The 15,911-nt window shown below is 59.5% G+C and carries 14 protein-coding genes; 6 read left to right on the plus strand and 8 right to left on the minus strand.

Features of this window, described 5'->3' with window-relative positions; genetic code table 11:
- The first annotated feature begins 24 nt into the window (after nt 1-24).
- Nucleotides 25-477, plus strand: coding sequence for a hypothetical protein (locus tag JV551A3_RS11080; RefSeq protein WP_133970807.1), 453 nt, complete (start codon nt 25-27; stop codon nt 475-477).
- Between the two features lie 23 nt (nt 478-500).
- On the opposite strand, the gene JV551A3_RS11085 is transcribed toward JV551A3_RS11080, so the two are convergent.
- From JV551A3_RS11085 to JV551A3_RS11110, 6 genes are all read right to left on the minus strand, one after another.
- The gene (locus JV551A3_RS11085) at nt 501-929 is read right to left on the minus strand and encodes a TetR family transcriptional regulator (protein WP_133970808.1); all 429 of its coding nucleotides are present in this window, start codon (nt 927-929) and stop codon (nt 501-503) included.
- Nucleotides 926-2,782 carry a tyrosine-type recombinase/integrase gene (locus tag JV551A3_RS11090; protein WP_235874562.1) on the minus strand — a complete coding sequence of 619 codons (1,857 nt, stop codon included), beginning with the start codon at nt 2,780-2,782 and terminating at the stop codon, nt 926-928. The genes JV551A3_RS11085 and JV551A3_RS11090 overlap by 4 nt, the downstream gene beginning before the upstream one ends.
- A 17-nt stretch (nt 2,783-2,799) precedes the next feature.
- Nucleotides 2,800-4,482: a hypothetical protein gene (locus JV551A3_RS11095; protein WP_133970810.1), complete on the minus strand. Its 1,683-nt coding sequence runs from the start codon at nt 4,480-4,482 to the stop codon at nt 2,800-2,802.
- On the minus strand, nt 4,446-5,627 hold the full coding sequence (locus JV551A3_RS11100; RefSeq protein WP_133970811.1) for a tyrosine-type recombinase/integrase: 1,182 nt from the start codon (nt 5,625-5,627) through the stop codon (nt 4,446-4,448). Before JV551A3_RS11100 ends, JV551A3_RS11095 begins: the two co-directional genes overlap by 37 nt.
- Before the next feature lie 309 nt (nt 5,628-5,936).
- Complete coding sequence (locus JV551A3_RS11105; RefSeq protein ID WP_133970812.1) at nt 5,937-6,977, minus strand: AraC family transcriptional regulator; 1,041 nt, start codon at nt 6,975-6,977, stop codon at nt 5,937-5,939.
- A gap of 4 nt (nt 6,978-6,981) precedes the next feature.
- Nucleotides 6,982-8,100, minus strand: coding sequence for a carbon-nitrogen hydrolase family protein (locus JV551A3_RS11110; protein WP_133970813.1), 1,119 nt, complete (start codon nt 8,098-8,100; stop codon nt 6,982-6,984).
- Nucleotides 8,101-8,290: 190 nt separating this feature from the next.
- Here JV551A3_RS11110 and JV551A3_RS11115 point away from each other — a divergent pair, with 190 nt between their 5' ends.
- Complete coding sequence (locus JV551A3_RS11115; protein ID WP_133970814.1) at nt 8,291-10,327, plus strand: NADPH-dependent 2,4-dienoyl-CoA reductase; 2,037 nt, start codon at nt 8,291-8,293, stop codon at nt 10,325-10,327.
- Nucleotides 10,328-10,480: 153 nt separating this feature from the next.
- The gene (locus JV551A3_RS11120; RefSeq protein ID WP_133970815.1) at nt 10,481-11,374 is read left to right on the plus strand and encodes a 1-aminocyclopropane-1-carboxylate deaminase/D-cysteine desulfhydrase; all 894 of its coding nucleotides are present in this window, start codon (nt 10,481-10,483) and stop codon (nt 11,372-11,374) included.
- On the opposite strand, the gene JV551A3_RS11125 is transcribed toward JV551A3_RS11120, so the two are convergent.
- Both JV551A3_RS11125 and JV551A3_RS11130 read right to left on the minus strand, forming a co-directional pair.
- On the minus strand, nt 11,365-11,910 hold the full coding sequence (locus JV551A3_RS11125) for a cytochrome b (RefSeq protein ID WP_133970816.1): 546 nt from the start codon (nt 11,908-11,910) through the stop codon (nt 11,365-11,367). The two genes, JV551A3_RS11120 and JV551A3_RS11125, sit on opposite strands and share 10 nt — an antisense overlap.
- Nucleotides 11,911-12,134: 224 nt before the next feature.
- The gene (locus tag JV551A3_RS11130) at nt 12,135-13,067 is read right to left on the minus strand and encodes a DUF1853 family protein (protein WP_133970817.1); all 933 of its coding nucleotides are present in this window, start codon (nt 13,065-13,067) and stop codon (nt 12,135-12,137) included.
- Between the two features lie 88 nt (nt 13,068-13,155).
- Here JV551A3_RS11130 and JV551A3_RS11135 point away from each other — a divergent pair, with 88 nt between their 5' ends.
- From JV551A3_RS11135 to JV551A3_RS11145, 3 genes are read left to right on the plus strand one after another with little or no spacing between them, the layout of a single operon-like run.
- On the plus strand, nt 13,156-14,046 hold the full coding sequence (locus JV551A3_RS11135; RefSeq protein WP_025338255.1) for an NAD(+) kinase: 891 nt from the start codon (nt 13,156-13,158) through the stop codon (nt 14,044-14,046).
- Nucleotides 14,046-15,017: a metallophosphoesterase gene (locus JV551A3_RS11140; protein ID WP_133970818.1), complete on the plus strand. Its 972-nt coding sequence runs from the start codon at nt 14,046-14,048 to the stop codon at nt 15,015-15,017. Before JV551A3_RS11135 ends, JV551A3_RS11140 begins: the two co-directional genes overlap by 1 nt.
- Nucleotides 15,014-15,901: a rhomboid family intramembrane serine protease gene (locus JV551A3_RS11145; RefSeq protein ID WP_133970819.1), complete on the plus strand. Its 888-nt coding sequence runs from the start codon at nt 15,014-15,016 to the stop codon at nt 15,899-15,901. The genes JV551A3_RS11140 and JV551A3_RS11145 overlap by 4 nt, the downstream gene beginning before the upstream one ends.
- Nucleotides 15,902-15,911 lie beyond the last annotated feature (10 nt).

Genomic DNA, 15,911 nt, shown 5'->3' on the forward strand with positions numbered 1-15,911 from the left:
TGTTAATATTTTGAGGATTTTTCGATGTTCAAGACCTACAAGCACGCCGAACTCAGCTCAGCCGACATTTTCGGTGAGCCTTCCAGTCGCCGCTGGAAATTTATTGAGCTGGATCTGCACCACCCATGGTTTTACGTGGAGCTCGTGCGCGATTATGGTGATGACGTCGTGGGCAGCATGCTGATGATCCCCACGGTACCGATCCTTCAGCAGATGCTTTCGGAGCTTGATGACCGCTCATGGCTCGCGCAGGCACATCTGATGTCACCTGGTCACATGAGAGGCGGGCACAACTGGGTGATGGAGCCGCTTCAGGAAGTGAGCATTGCTGAAGACTCCTCAGGAAAGGAAGAGGGCTATATCTATAAGGTTGTAGGTGGGGCTTGTTACAGCATTCATCACTCGCCTCAGCGAGATAATCTTAAGGTCACAGAAATTATTTTTTCAGCTGAGCGCCATCTGCGAGTGGGTGGATGAGTGAAGACGCTTGCGCATTTCATTCATCGTTGCGAATTTTTAGAAGGCAAATCGACTACTTTAGCGTCGTTCACCTTGGCTTTGAGTATACGGTTAGCTTCAATCAACACCTCATTGATGGAGGCGAGTTTCTGAATTTTAGCCTTCAACTCGTTGAGCTCCTGCCGGTAAGCTGCGGACTTTTTTCGCTCAGCAGTCAATTCGTTTTGTTTAGCATCACGCGTGGCGCGGCTGGAGCGCCCTTGAGCATCACGAATCGCCTCCGCAATTTGGGGGTAGTGGTTGTGAATTAGCGCTGTTGATACGCCCGCTTCGCGAGCTACAGCAGCGATGGAGACCTTGGTTTCCCCAGTACGAGAGCGGCCTTTTTGAATTCGAATGAGAGATAATTTCAGATCCTTTTCACGATCCTCAGCCGGTTTGTAGTTAGAAACTTTATTATTGACCGTCATGCAATGATCTCCTCTGGATCTATACCCAATTGGCGAAGCACCTCGCGGCTGCGGTCTAAGTCGCGATCAACGCGTTGGCGCCCTGCCTCCCCGATATCAGCACAGTCCCTTAATTCTTTTAGATCTTTATACAGGCGCTGATAGATGGGCGCATGAGATGGTCCGATCACAGCCTGGTTGCAACCAGCACCACAGCGGGTTCGTTCAAGAGTATTGCCTACGCAGCGGTCGTTATCTGCAGTGCACCAAGCGTGGCCATTGCTACGGATGCTTGTGCTTTCAGCGATAGATTTCAACATTGCGGCATGGTTCGGGAAGATTAGCAAATTTTGCGGATTTCGCTGCCACTTTTTGATAGCGGTTCCGTAGCCCCCGGCGAGGGACTTGCTCTCCATCCAGCTATCGACCGTCTCAAATTTGATATCTTCCAGCTCTCCTTGAATCTCGAGATACAGATCGAGGTCTAGATGCTGCCCCCAACTATCATCCATGGCATAACGCAGTGTCATGTCTAGGGACCAATGAGCAAAATGTTCTCTCAGGTATCGTAAATCGCCAAATCGACTATGTGCGGCATAATTTGCGAACTTGCGACGGAATTGGTGGGTAGCAAGCTTCCAGTTCAAGCCGCAGTTTTTAGTGAAATTATTGAGGGCTTTTGGCCAGTTGCTCCTAGTGACAGTGCGCACCTTGCCAAATTTATTCAGACCTAAAAACAGTGCGTTTCGGTGTTTCAAGACCTCTCCGATATTCGGATCGTGTGGGTTGTAGCGACGTAAATGCGCAATTTCGTCAGCAATGGCCGCTCGATAAGGATCAGACCAGCGCTCCATAACCCGCAATGCTCGAACTGCAGCCTCTGGAATCATCCAGCTGTGCATGCCTTCATCGGTTTTTTCGGATTTTGAGCGCATCCAATGGTAAATATTACCCTCATTGTCTTCAGAACGATGGTGAGAGCCTATTTGTAGATTCGTCAGCTCATGGTTACGACATCCTGAAGTGCTCGCTAAGACGATGTAGCAAGCAGTTCGAAGGCTAATCAATGATTTGTAGAATTCGCGTAGACCAAGTTCCCATCCACGAGATTTCAAATGTCTATTTTTAGCTAAACATTCGCTCGATGGTATACAGTCGACCTGGTTATCTTCGAAAGCGTATAGTTCGTCTCGAAGATCAAGTATCTGCTTCGCGTTCTCAATTTCTAAGCTCGCTTGTTTAAAGAGAGAGCAGAATACGTCGTCCGGTATTAGTGGGGTTTTGCTCTTGAAATCCATGCCTATACCTCCAGCGAGGCAGCGTGCGGAGGATTCAGGCCATGGATGCTGCGGCATTGGGTCGTTTGTATATTGGCTTAGTTCATATATTTCTTCCACCGATATCAGCAAAGCGATTAGCCTGGCTACCGACAGCGGCTTACCGGTTTGGTGGTGTCGGCGGTCTTTGCAGCTTTTGGCATAATTTGCACAGATCATCGGTGATATTTTACCTAGACTTTCAATGCTCAGCGATTGAAGATATCGCAAGAATAGGCCTGCATTGAGAAAAAACAGTCGAACCGTAGGGCCTTTTGGACGCACACATCCATTGCGACCCCGCATGATCAAGCGATAAACCATTGCTTTCATAACTGATCGAAATGCTGGTGGAAATTTCATGAAATTTATTTTTTTAGAGCTATGTGGGGCGTTAGTGGTGAAGTCGGAAAATTCCCAGGTGTCGTCACCGTATCGGCTAGTTACGGTCCAGTTTCCGTCAAGCTGCATTGTAGTTATTATTAGTCTGTCGCGCTCTGATTCGATAAGTCCCTTTATGTCAGCAGGTTGGTCAGCAAAGGATTCAAAGAATAGCATGTCGGGCTTATGGTCTCTCATGAAAAAAGACTCAGAGTATCAATGGTATCCACCGACCAGAACGGGTGAGGCTGTGCACGAGCGTGATTACGAGCAGCATCCACAGCTGAAGGCTTAAAGGTGCCGCGACGCAATCCTTCGGCAATGATGTAATCGTCGATCAGTCGGGGAATATGGGCGTAGTCACTTGCCCAGCGCTGTTTATTCATTCGAGAGCGCTCCCCCAGGACGCGGAAATAAAAACTAAATAATTTGTATAGATCTTCGGCGGTTACCGCATAATTCCTGCAGCGCACACAGTTCATGAAATTCATACAAATAGCGCCTGCGAGTTTCGGAGCAAACTCCCCATTCACCGGATCTGTGCAATTGCCCATAGGGGTGTCTTTATATGTTGCTCCGATGGTCGCAGTCAGCAGCTCCTTTACCAGTAGCTCACCCATAAATTTCCAATTTCGACGAGCATTTTCACCAGGGGCGAGATAGTTCTGATCCGTCACGCGGACTGTGTTGCCGAGAGCTGCTGCGGTTGTTAGAATATCGCCATGCGTTAGGTCGAAAATTCGGTTTGCAAAAGTTTTCCGAAGCCGCGAGATGGTGATGCGCAATGGGTTTCCATCACTATCTTTGAGGGAGTACCTATCTACAAGGGCTTTTATAGCTTTTTTCAATACCGGGCCTTGCAATGCTGTAACGCGACCGTGGATTGCTTCAGGGGCTCGACTTCGATACAGCCAGATACGCCCTTTTATTTCATCCGGAGCTTCCAAGTCCAATGGCTCAGTCAACATCATCACTCGACGAATTAATCGCTCTAAGTTGACCCTTACAGTAGGCATTGCTCCCTCCATCCGCTTAGAATTTGTTTCAGAGCGCAGGGCCACTTTATTGCTGCTGTAACCGCGCCTCTTCCATAAAACAAGGAACACGGTGTCATCCTTGGGGTGTGGTTGCAAACATTCGCGTCCCATTTCCAGCAGTGGGGTAGTATTACGCCCTGTGTGGAGTGCTATAGCCAGTAGGACTGACGAAAGCAATTCCGAGGTCAAATGTGTGGTATCATTCCATATCGGCTTGATGGCGTGCCGCAGTGCTGCTGTGAACTCTTGTCGCTCCCGCTTCGATAATGCTGTATCGCCCTTAATTTTGCGCCCGCAGGTTGGAAATGGGTTCCGTGGGAAAGTAGCCGTATCCCCAGAGGTTTCTAGTGTGAAAATCCCTCGCTTCCCAAGCGAGATAAGTACAGGCTTAAATTGTGAATAATAGCTTTTTTGACTTGGGATGGTGTTATTTGTTGCGGCGAGGTGCCTGATAAAGCCGTCGATTAGATTTCGATTTATATCATTTAGCGTGAGATTGCGCTGTATAGACTTTGCATGGATTACGCAATATTCAAGAAAAGATCGCAATCCTCCATGACAGTAGCACGAAACGGTGGATCTCGAAACTATGCTGTCTAGGCCAACGAGGAAACGCTCAATCTGACGTTGGCAGACGTACGTGATGGGATCTATTTTTCTGTTGTACCACGGTGCAAAATCAAAGTTCCGCGCAGCCTCGGCATTAAGTCCAAATTTAACGACGGTGGTGCTCGGAGGGCAAGCTTGAGACAAAATGTTAACCATGCCATCCTGATCGAGATCGAACTCGACTTTAGGCACGCTCAAATCGGTCTTGATAAATTTCTTACGTCGTCCCATAAAGAGTCATCCGTCATCTGATTTAACTCATCGTCATAAGCCAGCACCGCTCTGTCTGCCATCTCGTTAATTAGGTGCAAATACACAATTGTGGTTTGTACAGAGCTGTGCCCTAGCTGCCTCTGGAGAAAGATAAGAGGATCAAGACCGTACTGGGGCTGTCTTTGGAGATTAGCTAAGGTATGCGTGGCATAGGTGTGACGCAGCGTATGTGTATGGACTTTCAGTCCTACTCGCTTGCCAATATCGCCGATGATCCTATTCAAGCTCTTGCCGTCGTCGCCATAAGGGGCTCCCACCTGATTGAGCAGTAGCGAGTTATGCTGATTTGAAAGGTTTGCTCGCTCTCCTCGGATTGTTGACACATAATGATAAAGGTCACTCATAACCTTGCGGCTTATCAAGACTTCTCGTGGTTTGCCACCCTTGGTCTGCATTCCGCTTCCGTCGGCAGGATCCAAGGTAATTCGGAGATTACGCTCCGTTCTTCCCATCTTATCCGGGTCGAAAATATATGTAACCGGAAAGGTTGCAAGCTCGTTGCGACGCAGTCCTGTATGTAGTGCTAGCTGAATCATAATTCGATGATGAGGGTTTTTGGTGGCCGATAGAAGTAACTTGATATCGGTCATTCTTAGATACTTTGGCAAGGACTTGTGATTGCGAGGCACTGCGTCATTAACTAATGCCATGCGCCCCCTCGCGCTCGCATGATCAAGGAAACTTGTTTTACCTTTCACGATGCGCTCTTCAAGGTTGAACGGAAGGCGCACCACCCAGTGTTTATCAAGTGCAAATTTGTAAAATGCACAAACGTAAGTTAGGCGTTGACGGGTGGTGCTCAGTGCAAGGCCGCACGTGTCTTTGCAGTATTTTCGATAGGAAGCTAAAAGGCTTATTTCCTCACCTCGATCTACGTCTCGCCAGTCAAGATCATGAGCTTGCAAGAAACTGAAGAAGTCATAGAGCGCTCGGCCAGTACTAGGCCAGGAGTTCTTAGAGCCGATGGCCCCGCGAAGAAGGTAATAGCGAAAGAATTGATTGGCTTCGATACAACTGGCCATCGAATCCCAAAGCAGGATGGGAAAGCCTTCGTAGGGCTGACCTGCGATTACGAAATCCTCGCTGCTCCACAAAAGCTCCACCCATCACCCTCCACCAAGTAGCTGCCTAGCGTTATGGCCGCATGGATTGTGTTCGGGCTAAAGCCTGTGCCCTCTACACCTGCTCAGAAACGTCTACTATTCAGATAGCACAGAGATCTAACAGTTGCTACGTACCGGAACATAAGCTTGTCATCATTCCTTCACTCCACCTGCTTAGGTTGAAGGCGACACCGATAAAGATCATGAAATGAGAGGACGCAGGGCTATGGACGAATATCAGGAAGAGCTTCTCGAATTCCAGGCTTATGAACTGGACACCCCGGAGCCGGCTGACGACGCTACCGAGCTCTAGCCCGCCCGCCGCTGGCTGCGGCGGAACTCCCCCGGTGTAAGGCCCGTCCAGCGCTTGAAGGCGCGCTGGAAGGCCTCGGCCGATGCAAACCCCAGCAGATAGGCAATTTCGCCGAAGGCCAGCTCCGTATCGCGGATGTAGGTCTCGGCAAGGTCGCGCCGTGTTTCGTTGAGCAGGTCGCGAAAGCGCGTGCCTTCCTCGGCCAGTTTGCGGCGCAAGGTCCAGGTTGGCAGCTGCAGGTGCAGCGCCACTTCTTCCAGGTCCGGTTCACGGCCACCATTGAGCAACGGGCCCAGCAGATGGGTGATGCGCTCACCCAGGCTGCGTACGCGCGTGCGTTGCAGCATCTCCGCTTCGCACAGCTGCAGCAGGTGCTGCCAGGTGCTCGGGCAGTGCCTGGGGTTGGCCAGTTGCAGCGTAGCGCGGCTCAGGCGCAGCTGGTTGGCGTCGGCCGCGAACTGCACGGTTGCGCTACACAGCGGTTGGTAGCGCGCGGCGTAGGCGGGTGCGGCGAACTCGATATCCATATGTTCGGCCTGCACCGCCGTACCGACCAGGTCGGCAAGCTGGGCGAGCCAGCCGGCGAGTAGCGAATCGACCACGAAACGGTTGTAGGCGTTGTAGGGGCTGATGGAGTAGAAGCGTAGCCAGGCGCCCTGGGCATCTTCCTGAAAACTGGAGTGGCCGCGGTAGTTGGCGGCGTAAAGGGGCTCGAAGCGCAACAGGGTGCGTGCCGCCTCGCCCAGGTTCGGCGCCTGCGCAGCGGTGACCCCGGCCAGGCCGGCATGCGCCAGGCGGCTCAGGCGCCCCATGTGCAGGCCAAGCGCGGCCTCGCCGCACAGTTCGATGGCGGCGTGCCCCAGGTGCATGTAGCGCGGGATCGACAAGCGCGCACCGGCTTCGCTCAGGCGCGCCGCATCCAGGCCATAGCGGCGCAGCAGCGGCTCGGGGTCGTGGCCCAGTTCGCGCAGGGCCTCGGTCAGCGGCTGGACAAAACCAACCGACAGGTCGCCCAGGCGCACGCGGGGGCGGGCCATGGGCTTACAACCACAGGTTCAGCAAGCGAGCGCCAGGGCTGGGGGTGCCTGCCAGCAATTCACCCGCCTGGTGGGCAAAGCCCTGGCCGTCGCTGCCCTGTTCCCAGAACTGCCCGCGCATGAACACGCTCATGCTGCTGACGCCGGCCCCGCCTGCCTCGGTCAGGCGTTGCCAGGCGGCCTGTTCACTGACTTCGCCGCGCTGCAAGGCCAGCCCGGCGCTGGCATCCTGATGGCGATTGCCGCGCCACGGCGCTTGCCAGCTGCCCTTGCCGCTTAGAAACACCGGGTTGGCGACCAGTTGTACCGCCTGTCGTGCCAGTTGCTGGTGGTTTTCCGGGTACCAGCTGTCACTGCCCACCAGTACGCCCAGGCGCCCGGCAGGGGTTTGCAGTACCTGCAGCGGGTGCTGGCGGCCATCGTGCACATAACGGCGCATTTCGCTGTCGGGGAATTGCTGGCGTTGCGGTTGGCCCAGCAGCGAGCCGTCACCGGCGAACACCACGCTGCTGTTGAACAGCGGGCCGCTACCGGCATGTAGCACACCCTGTTTCACGTAGGGGGCGGGCAGCACGATGGAGCCGGCTACTAAGGTGACGTTGAACTCCTTGGCCAGGCCACCGAACAGTTGCTGGTAGTCGGCAGCCATCTGCTCGGCCTTCATGCGCAGGTGCGCGTCGGCGCGCCAGTCGTCCCCGTCGGCCCGGAGCATGGCCAGGCCATAGCGCAGCGGGTTGCTCAGTTCCAGCCATTGCAGGGCTTCACGGCTTTGCGTGACCTGGTACAACTCGTTCTTTTCTCCGCGTGCCCACAGCCAGGTACCGATGTGCTCCGGTAGCACCACCACCGTGCGCGGGCCCACCAGCCCTTGGGCGCGGGCCTGCTCCAGGTACGCCGCGAGCTTGCGGCGCAGGCGTTGCAGGTTCTGGTAATCGCCAGGGTAGAGCACCGGCTCGATACCCAGCAGGTTGCCGTGCTCGCCCGGCACGCCATGGTTGAGCGCCAGTTCGATTCGTAAATCGGAAAGGTAGTGGCCTTCCGGGCGTTGCATCGTCCAGAAGCCATAGCCGCAGAGGGCGGCGATCATCACCAGCGCCAGGGCGCTTGCCAGGAGTTTTCGCATGGAGCAGAACAGCGCCTTGGAAACGAGAGTTTCCTAGGGTAGTCGCGCTGTACGCGAGGATCAATAACTTGTCAGTTTCGATCATTGAGCCCATTCAAACGGCTGTTTAATGTCGCAGGCAGACAAACGACGGGGCCCACCGCCCGGTGCGGCACCCGCATCCCGTGATCACGCCACCTGGGGACCCTCCATGGCCGCCGACCGCTACCCACACCTGCTTGCCCCGCTCGACCTGGGCTTCACCACCTTGCGCAACCGCACCCTGATGGGCTCGATGCACACCGGCCTGGAAGAGCGCCCGGGCGGCTTCGAGCGCATGGCGGCGTACTTTGCCGAGCGCGCCCGCGGTGGCGTCGGCCTGATGGTCACCGGCGGCATTGCACCCAACGATGAGGGCGGGGTGTATTCCGGGGCGGCCAAGCTCAGCACCGAGGAGGAGGCAGACAAGCATCGCATCGTCACCGAGGCGGTACACGCCGCTGGTGGCAAGATCTGCCTGCAGATCCTGCATGCCGGGCGCTATGCCTACAGCCCGCGTCAGGTGGCGCCCAGCGCGATCCAGGCGCCGATCAACCCGTTCAAGCCCAAGGAACTGGACGAGGCGGGTATCGAGAAGCAGATCGCCGACTTCGTCAATTGCGCAGTGCTGGCCCAGCGCGCCGGTTACGACGGCGTCGAGATCATGGGTTCGGAAGGCTACTTCATCAACCAGTTCCTCGCCGCCCACACCAACCACCGTACCGACCGCTGGGGCGGCAGCTATGAAAACCGCATGCGCCTGGCGGTGGAAATCGTCAGCCGGGTGCGCGAAGCGGTAGGGCCGAACTTCATCATCATCTTCCGCCTGTCGATGCTCGACCTGGTCGAGGGCGGCAGCACCTGGGATGAAATCGAGCTGCTGGCCAAGGCTATCGAGAAAGCCGGCGCGACCTTGATCAATACCGGCATCGGCTGGCACGAAGCGCGTATCCCGACCATTGCCACCAAGGTGCCGCGCGCGGCATTCAGCAAGGTCACCGCCAAGCTGCGTGGCGTGGTGAACATTCCGCTGATCACTACCAACCGCATCAACACCCCGGAAGTTGCCGAGGCGGTGCTGGCCGAGGGCGATGCCGACATGGTCTCGATGGCTCGGCCGTTCCTGGCTGACCCGGACTTCGTCAACAAGGCCGCTGCCGGCCGCGGCGACGAGATCAACACCTGCATCGGCTGCAACCAGGCCTGCCTGGACCATACTTTCGGCGGCAAGCTGACCAGTTGCCTGGTCAACCCACGTGCCTGCCACGAGACCGAGCTCAACTACCCCCCGGTGCGCGCCGTGAAGCGCATTGCCGTGGTCGGCGCCGGCCCGGCGGGCCTGGCAGCGGCTACGGTAGCGGCCGAGCGTGGCCACGCGGTGACCTTGTTCGACAGCGCCAGCGAAATCGGTGGCCAGTTCAATGTGGCCAAGCGGGTGCCGGGCAAGGAAGAGTTCCATGAGACCCTGCGTTACTTCCGCAACAAGGTCGCCAGCACCGGCGTGGACCTGCGGCTGAACACCAGGGTCGATGTGCAGGCCTTGGTGGATGGTGGCTACGACGAGATCATCCTGGCCACCGGCATCGCCCCGCGTACGCCGGCCATCCCCGGTATCGAGCATGCCAAGGTGCTCAGCTACCTGGACGTGCTGCTCGAGCGCAAGCCGGTGGGCAAGGCTGTCGCGGTAATTGGCGCGGGTGGCATCGGCTTCGACGTTTCCGAGTACCTGGTGCATCAGGGCGTGGCCACCAGCCAGGACCGTGAGGCGTTCTGGAGGGAGTGGGGCATCGACACCCACCTGCAGGCACGCGGTGGCGTGGCCGGGATCAAGGCCGAGCCGCATGCCCCGGCGCGCCAGGTGTACCTGTTGCAGCGCAAGAAATCCAAGGTGGGCGACGGCCTGGGCAAGACTACCGGCTGGATTCACCGTACCGGGTTGAAGAACAAGCGGGTGCAGATGCTCAACAGCGTCGAATACCTGGGCATCGACGATGCCGGCTTGCATATTCGCGTGGCCGATGGCGAGCCGCAGGTGCTGGCGGTGGACAACGTGGTGATCTGTGCCGGGCAGGAACCGCTGCGCGAACTGCAGGACGGGCTGGTGGCGACGGGGCAGTCGGTGCACTTGATCGGTGGCGCGGATGTGGCGGCCGAGCTGGATGCCAAGCGGGCGATCAACCAGGGGTCGAGATTGGCGGCTGAACTCTGAGATTGCCGGGGCCGCTGCGCGGCCCTGTGGGAGCGGGTTCACCCGCGAAGAAGTGCACGCGGTGCATGGCACCGGCTCTGCCGGTGTTCGCGGGTGAACCCGCTCCCACAGGGGCGTAACGGGCTCCCAAGGTTTCCCTGTAAACTGCGATCCATGTCTGCACTAGACCTTCCCCAAGCCCCATTGCACCCCCTGAACCTGCCCTGGCTGCAGCAAGCCAAGGTCGCAGCCGCCATGCTGCGCCTGGACCTGATCGACCCGCTGATCAGTGGCAACAAGTGGTTCAAGCTACGCCACCACCTGCAACAGGCCAGCGCCAGCAACGCCCCGGGCCTGATCAGCCTGGGCGGCAACCATTCCAACCACCTGCACGCCCTGGCAGCCGCCGGCAAGCGCTTCGGCTTTGCCACCGCCGGTCTGCTGCGTGGCCACGCCCAGGACACGCCAACCGTGCGTGACCTGCAGGCGCTGGGCATGGAACTGCACTGGCTGGGCTATGGCGGCTACCGTGCACGAAACGAAGCGGGTTTCTGGGAGCCCTGGCAGGCACGCTACCCGGGTTGGCACTGCATTCCCGAAGGGGGCGGCGGGCTGGCTGGAGCACAGGGGGGCGCGCTGATCATGCAGCAGGCGCAAGCGCAGATCGCGGCACTGGGGTGGTCGGGCTACGACGCCTGGTGGCTGGCCACCGGAACGGGAACTACCTTGGCCGGCCTGGTAATGGCCGAGGCAGGCGCACATGTAGTGCATGGTGCATTGGCTGTACCCAGGGGCCATGGTGTACCGGAGGCGGTAGCGACACTGGCCGGTGCGCATGGCTACCAGCTGCACGACGCCTGCCGTGGCGGTTTCGGCAAGTTCGACGCTGAGCTGCTGGCGTTTATCGCCGACTGCGAGCGGCACACTGGCGTGCCGCTCGAAGCCCTGTACACCGGCAAAGCCCTGCTGGCCCTGCGTGAGCAGGTCGAGGCCGGGCTATTCGCGCCCGGCACCCGTCTGCTCTTCGTACACACCGGCGGCCTGCAGGGCCGGCGCGGTTACTTGTAGGGCAGCATGCGCAACAGCGTGTTGTCGCGCTTGATGTAGTGGTGGTACAGGCCGGCCACCGCGTGCAGGCCGATCAGCCAGTAGCCCCAGCTGCCGATGCGTTCATGCCAGCCTTTGATGAACTTGGCCTGGTCCGGGTTCGGGCCGATCAGGTGCGGCAGCTCCAGGCCGAAGAACGGCACCGGCTTGTCGGCGGCGCTGAGGATCAGCCAGCCGGCCAGCGGCAGGATGATCATCAGCAGGTACAACGCCAGGTGCATCAGGTGCGCCAGGCCGGTCTGCCAGGCCGCAGGCTTGGGAACGATGGGTGGAGTCGGGCGGCTCAGGCGGATGGCCAGGCGCAACCAGACCAGCACGAACACGCTGAGCCCGAGCATGAAGTGCAAGTCCTTCATCAGGTTGCGTTCGACGCTGTCCTTGGGGAACAGACCACGCAGTTCGATAAGGGCATAGACAGCGGCCAGCAGCACCAGCATCAGCCAATGCAAGGCGATGGACAGGCGCGCGTAATGGGTCGCGGAGGTGGATGAAACCATGATCGGTCCTCGTCATCAGGTCGGAATGGCGCTCTTGCTGGCGCTCAGGTAGTACTGTAATGGCTATGGGGGCACAAATCTTTGCGCCAGGTCTGTGAAAGTTGTGTTGTCTGCACCGGCCTCTTCGCGGGTAAACCCGCTCCCACAAGGACTGCACAGTCTTCAAGTGCTGCGCGGAACCTGTGGGAGCGGGTTTACCCGCGAAAGGGCCAGTAAAGGCAACATCAGACATCGGGTAGATGCGGCCAATCATCAGCCACCAGAAACACCCGCTCGGCCTCCTGCCACGCCCCGTCAGCCTCTTGCTCCAACCTCACCAGCAACTGCGCCGGAGCCTGCCGCTCCAGTACGTACAGCCACGCCGCAAACTGCTCCACCGCCCAGCACTCATGCGCCTCGACCCGCGCCTGCGCCAGCCAGGCATGCCGTTGCAGCGGTTGCCATCGTTCACCTTCGCCCATGACCCAGTCCCGCCGCCGCAGCCAGCGCCCGCGCAAATGCTGCGGGTTGGCGCCCTGTGGTGGCTGCGCATGCCCAGGCCACGGGTAGAACAGATAGCCACCCAGCCACACATGCGCCTGCACCTGCTCCACTCCCAGCCGCGCCAGCACCTCGCGGCTGTGCGCCCCCGCCGACATGGGCAACTGGTGCCGTGCCAGGTGCGCCAGTTTGCTTCCCAGTCGGTCATGGCAGCCCGGACCCAGCCAGGCTGCTGGGTCGTGCCCGGCGTGTTCCGGGCCCAGGTACAGCTTGATGGCCAGTTCCAGATGATGCACGCCGTCGCGGTCGCGCAGTACCACATCCAGCTCGCCCAGGGTGCGCCCGGCTTCGCGAATCGCCAGGTTGGCCGCCAGCAGTTCGATACCCGGCGCCTGGCCCAGGGCAAATTGCCACAGCCGTTCGTAGTAGTGCCCCAGGCGCCGGCTGCCCAGTTGCGCCAGCCAGTCGCGCAATGGGCGGTCATCGTCATCCAGCGCCCGCAGCCAGTCTGCCAGGCACTGTGGCTGGTCCGCCCACAGGCTGCCCGCCAGCGGGTGGCGCTGGGGGCAGGGCGGGGCGCTGAGCAATGGGGGCGACAGCAGGGCCCAGGCCAGGTCGCGCACGTTGGGGCGACGTAATTGCCGGGGCAGGTCGTGGAGCAGGGCGAATGGCATCATCCTGCGAGCATAGCCGGTTTGCCGCTACCCGGTGGTTTCGCCCATAATCGCGGCATAGTCACCCGCCGCAGAGCCTCGCAGGAGCCCCATGGAGCAATTTCGCAATATCGGTATCATCGGCCGCCTTGGTAGCTCGCAGGTGCTCGACACCATTCGCCGACTGAAAAAATTCCTCCTCGAGCGGCACCTGCACGTGATCCTCGAGGACACCATCGCCGAAGTGCTGCCCGGCCATGGCCTGCAAACCTCTACCCGCAAGCTGCTGGGCGAGGTCTGCGACCTGGTCATCGTGGTCGGCGGCGACGGCAGCCTGCTGGGCGCCGCCCGCGCCCTGGCCCGGCACAACATTCCAGTGCTGGGCATCAACCGTGGCAACCTGGGCTTCCTCACCGACATTCGCCCTGACGAACTGGAAGAGAAGGTCGCCGAAGTGCTCGACGGCCACTACCTGGTGGAAAACCGCTTCCTGCTGCAGGCCGAGGTTCGCCGCCACAACGAAGCCATTGGCCAGGGTGATGCACTGAACGACGTGGTACTGCACCCGGGCAAGTCCACGCGCATGATCGAGTTCGAGATCTACATCGATGGCCAGTTCGTCTGTAGCCAGAAGGCCGACGGCCTGATCGTCGCCACCCCCACCGGCTCCACCGCCTACGCGCTGTCGGCCGGCGGCCCGATCATGCACCCCAAGCTCGACGCCATCGTCATCGTGCCGATGTACCCGCACACCCTGTCGGGCCGGCCGATCGTGGTCGACGGCAACAGCGAGCTGAAGATCGTGGTGTCCAAGGACCTACAGATCTACCCGCAAGTATCCTGTGACGGCCAGAACCACTTCACCTGCGCCCCCGGCGACACCATCACGGTGAGCAAGAAGCCGCAGAAGCTGCGCCTGATCCACCCGCTGGACCACAATTACTACGAGGTCTGCCGCACCAAGCTCGGCTGGGGCAGCCGCCTGGGAAGCAGGGACGACTGATGCTCGATCCGGCGCGTAGTTTCGACATCATCGGTGACGTGCACGGTTGTGCGCTGACCCTTGAACGCCTGCTCGACGCCCTCGGTTACAAGCGTGTCGCAGGTGTGTGGCGTCACCCACGGCGCCAGGCGCTGTTCCTTGGCGACATCGTCGACCGCGGGCCACGCATCCGCGAGGCGCTGCACATCGTCCACGACATGGTCGAGGCCGGCCAGGCGTTCTGTATCATGGGCAACCACGAGTACAACGCCCTGGGCTGGGTCACCCCGGCACTGCCTGGCAGCGGCAAGGCTTTCGTGCGCGAGCATACGCCGCGCCACGCCCGGCTGATCGACGAAACCCTGACCCAGTTTGCCCACCACCCCGCCGACTGGCACGACTTCGTCAACTGGTTCTACGAATTGCCGCTGTTCGTCGACGCCGGGCGCTTCCGCCTGGTGCATGCCTGCTGGGACCCGAGGCTGATCGAGCCGCTGCGCCACCAGTACCCCGACGGGCGCATCGACGAGCACTTCATCCAGGCCTCGGCGGTGAGCAGCAGCTTTGCCGCCACCGTGTGCAATCGCCTGTTGCGTGGTACCGACATGCGCCTGCCGGACGGCCTGACCCTCACCGGTGGCGACGGCCTGACCCGTGCCTTCTTCCGTACCAAGTTCTGGGAAGAAGACCCGCAAACCTACGGCGACATCGTGTTCCAGCCAGACGCCCTGCCCGCGGAAGTGGCCAACACCCCGCTCAGCCACAGCCAGAAGAACGCCTTGCTGCGCTATGCCGAAGACGAGCCCATGCTGTTCGTCGGCCATTACTGGCGCAGCGGCCGCCCGGCGCCGATCCGCGCCAACCTGGCCTGCCTGGACTACAGCGCCGTGCTCTACGGCAAGCTGGCTGCCTACCGGCTGGATGATGAAACCCGCATCGACCCGCACAAGTTCGTCTGGGTCGATGTCGACCGCCCACAGGCCAGCCAATGAACATTATCGAAGTGATGCGCCTGCCGCTGTCGGTCGACCTCAGCGGCTTCGTTCACCTGCTGCAGCGCCTGCAAGTGCCGCACCGGGTCAGCGAGGAGGGCGATGCCCAGGTGCTCTGGGCACCCGACACCCTGGCCGAGGACGTCCGCGAACTCTACCAGCGCTACCCCGACGGCAACGCCGACCTCGAACTTGCACAGGGCCCTGTGGGAGCGGGTTCACCCGCGAATAGCCCCACACAACCCTCCCTGGCAGAACAGGCCAAAGCCTGCAAAGTCACCACTATCACCCTGCTGCTGTGCTTCATCGTCGCCGGCCTGACCGGCCTGGGCGACAACTTCACCACCATCAGCTGGTTCACCTTCCTCGATTTCCGCGTCCAGGGCGACTACCTGTACTTCAGCCCGCTGGCGCAAAGCCTGGACGAAGGTCAGTGGTGGCGGCTGGTATCGCCCATGCTGTTGCATTTCGGCGTGCTGCACCTGGCCATGAACAGCCTGTGGTACTGGGAGCTGGGCAAACGCATCGAATTGCGCCAGGGCCCGTGGGCGCTGCTGGGCCTGACCCTGCTGTTCAGCCTGGTGTCCAACCTGGCCCAGCACTACAGCAGCGGGCCGAGCCTGTTCGGTGGCTTGTCTGGTGTGCTGTACGGCCTGCTCGGGCACATCTGGCTGTTCCAGTGGCTGGCGCCAAACCGTTACTTCAACCTGCCCAAGGGCGTGCTGGTGATGATGCTGATCTGGCTGGTGGTGTGCCTGAGCGGCGTGATCGACACCCTGGGCCTTGGCCAGATCGCCAACGCCGCCCACGTCGGCGGGCTGCTCATCGGATGCCTGACCGGGCTCTTGGGTGGGGCGCTGGCCCGGCGTAAACTGTCGGCTTGAATCAGGAGAC

Origin of the sequence: Pseudomonas inefficax (genome assembly GCF_900277125.1) — a bacterium.
In the GTDB taxonomy this organism is placed as follows: Bacteria; Pseudomonadota; Gammaproteobacteria; order Pseudomonadales; family Pseudomonadaceae; genus Aquipseudomonas; species Aquipseudomonas inefficax.

Coding starts and splice junctions, on each gene's coding strand:
- JV551A3_RS11105 (WP_133970812.1), bottom strand. CDS start 6,977: ATGGCCCGCCCCCGCGTGCGCCTGGGCGACCTGTCGGTTGGTTTTGTC.
- JV551A3_RS11125 (WP_133970816.1), bottom strand. CDS start 11,910: ATGGTTTCATCCACCTCCGCGACCCATTACGCGCGCCTGTCCATCGCC.
- JV551A3_RS11085 (WP_133970808.1), bottom strand. CDS start 929: ATGACGGTCAATAATAAAGTTTCTAACTACAAACCGGCTGAGGATCGT.
- JV551A3_RS11120 (WP_133970815.1), top strand. CDS start 10,481: ATGTCTGCACTAGACCTTCCCCAAGCCCCATTGCACCCCCTGAACCTG.
- JV551A3_RS11130 (WP_133970817.1), bottom strand. CDS start 13,067: ATGATGCCATTCGCCCTGCTCCACGACCTGCCCCGGCAATTACGTCGC.
- JV551A3_RS11135 (WP_025338255.1), top strand. CDS start 13,156: ATGGAGCAATTTCGCAATATCGGTATCATCGGCCGCCTTGGTAGCTCG.
- JV551A3_RS11145 (WP_133970819.1), top strand. CDS start 15,014: ATGAACATTATCGAAGTGATGCGCCTGCCGCTGTCGGTCGACCTCAGC.
- JV551A3_RS11080 (WP_133970807.1), top strand. CDS start 25: ATGTTCAAGACCTACAAGCACGCCGAACTCAGCTCAGCCGACATTTTC.
- JV551A3_RS11090 (WP_235874562.1), bottom strand. CDS start 2,782: ATGCTATTCTTTGAATCCTTTGCTGACCAACCTGCTGACATAAAGGGA.
- JV551A3_RS11140 (WP_133970818.1), top strand. CDS start 14,046: ATGCTCGATCCGGCGCGTAGTTTCGACATCATCGGTGACGTGCACGGT.
- JV551A3_RS11110 (WP_133970813.1), bottom strand. CDS start 8,100: ATGCGAAAACTCCTGGCAAGCGCCCTGGCGCTGGTGATGATCGCCGCC.
- JV551A3_RS11115 (WP_133970814.1), top strand. CDS start 8,291: ATGGCCGCCGACCGCTACCCACACCTGCTTGCCCCGCTCGACCTGGGC.
- JV551A3_RS11095 (WP_133970810.1), bottom strand. CDS start 4,482: ATGGGACGACGTAAGAAATTTATCAAGACCGATTTGAGCGTGCCTAAA.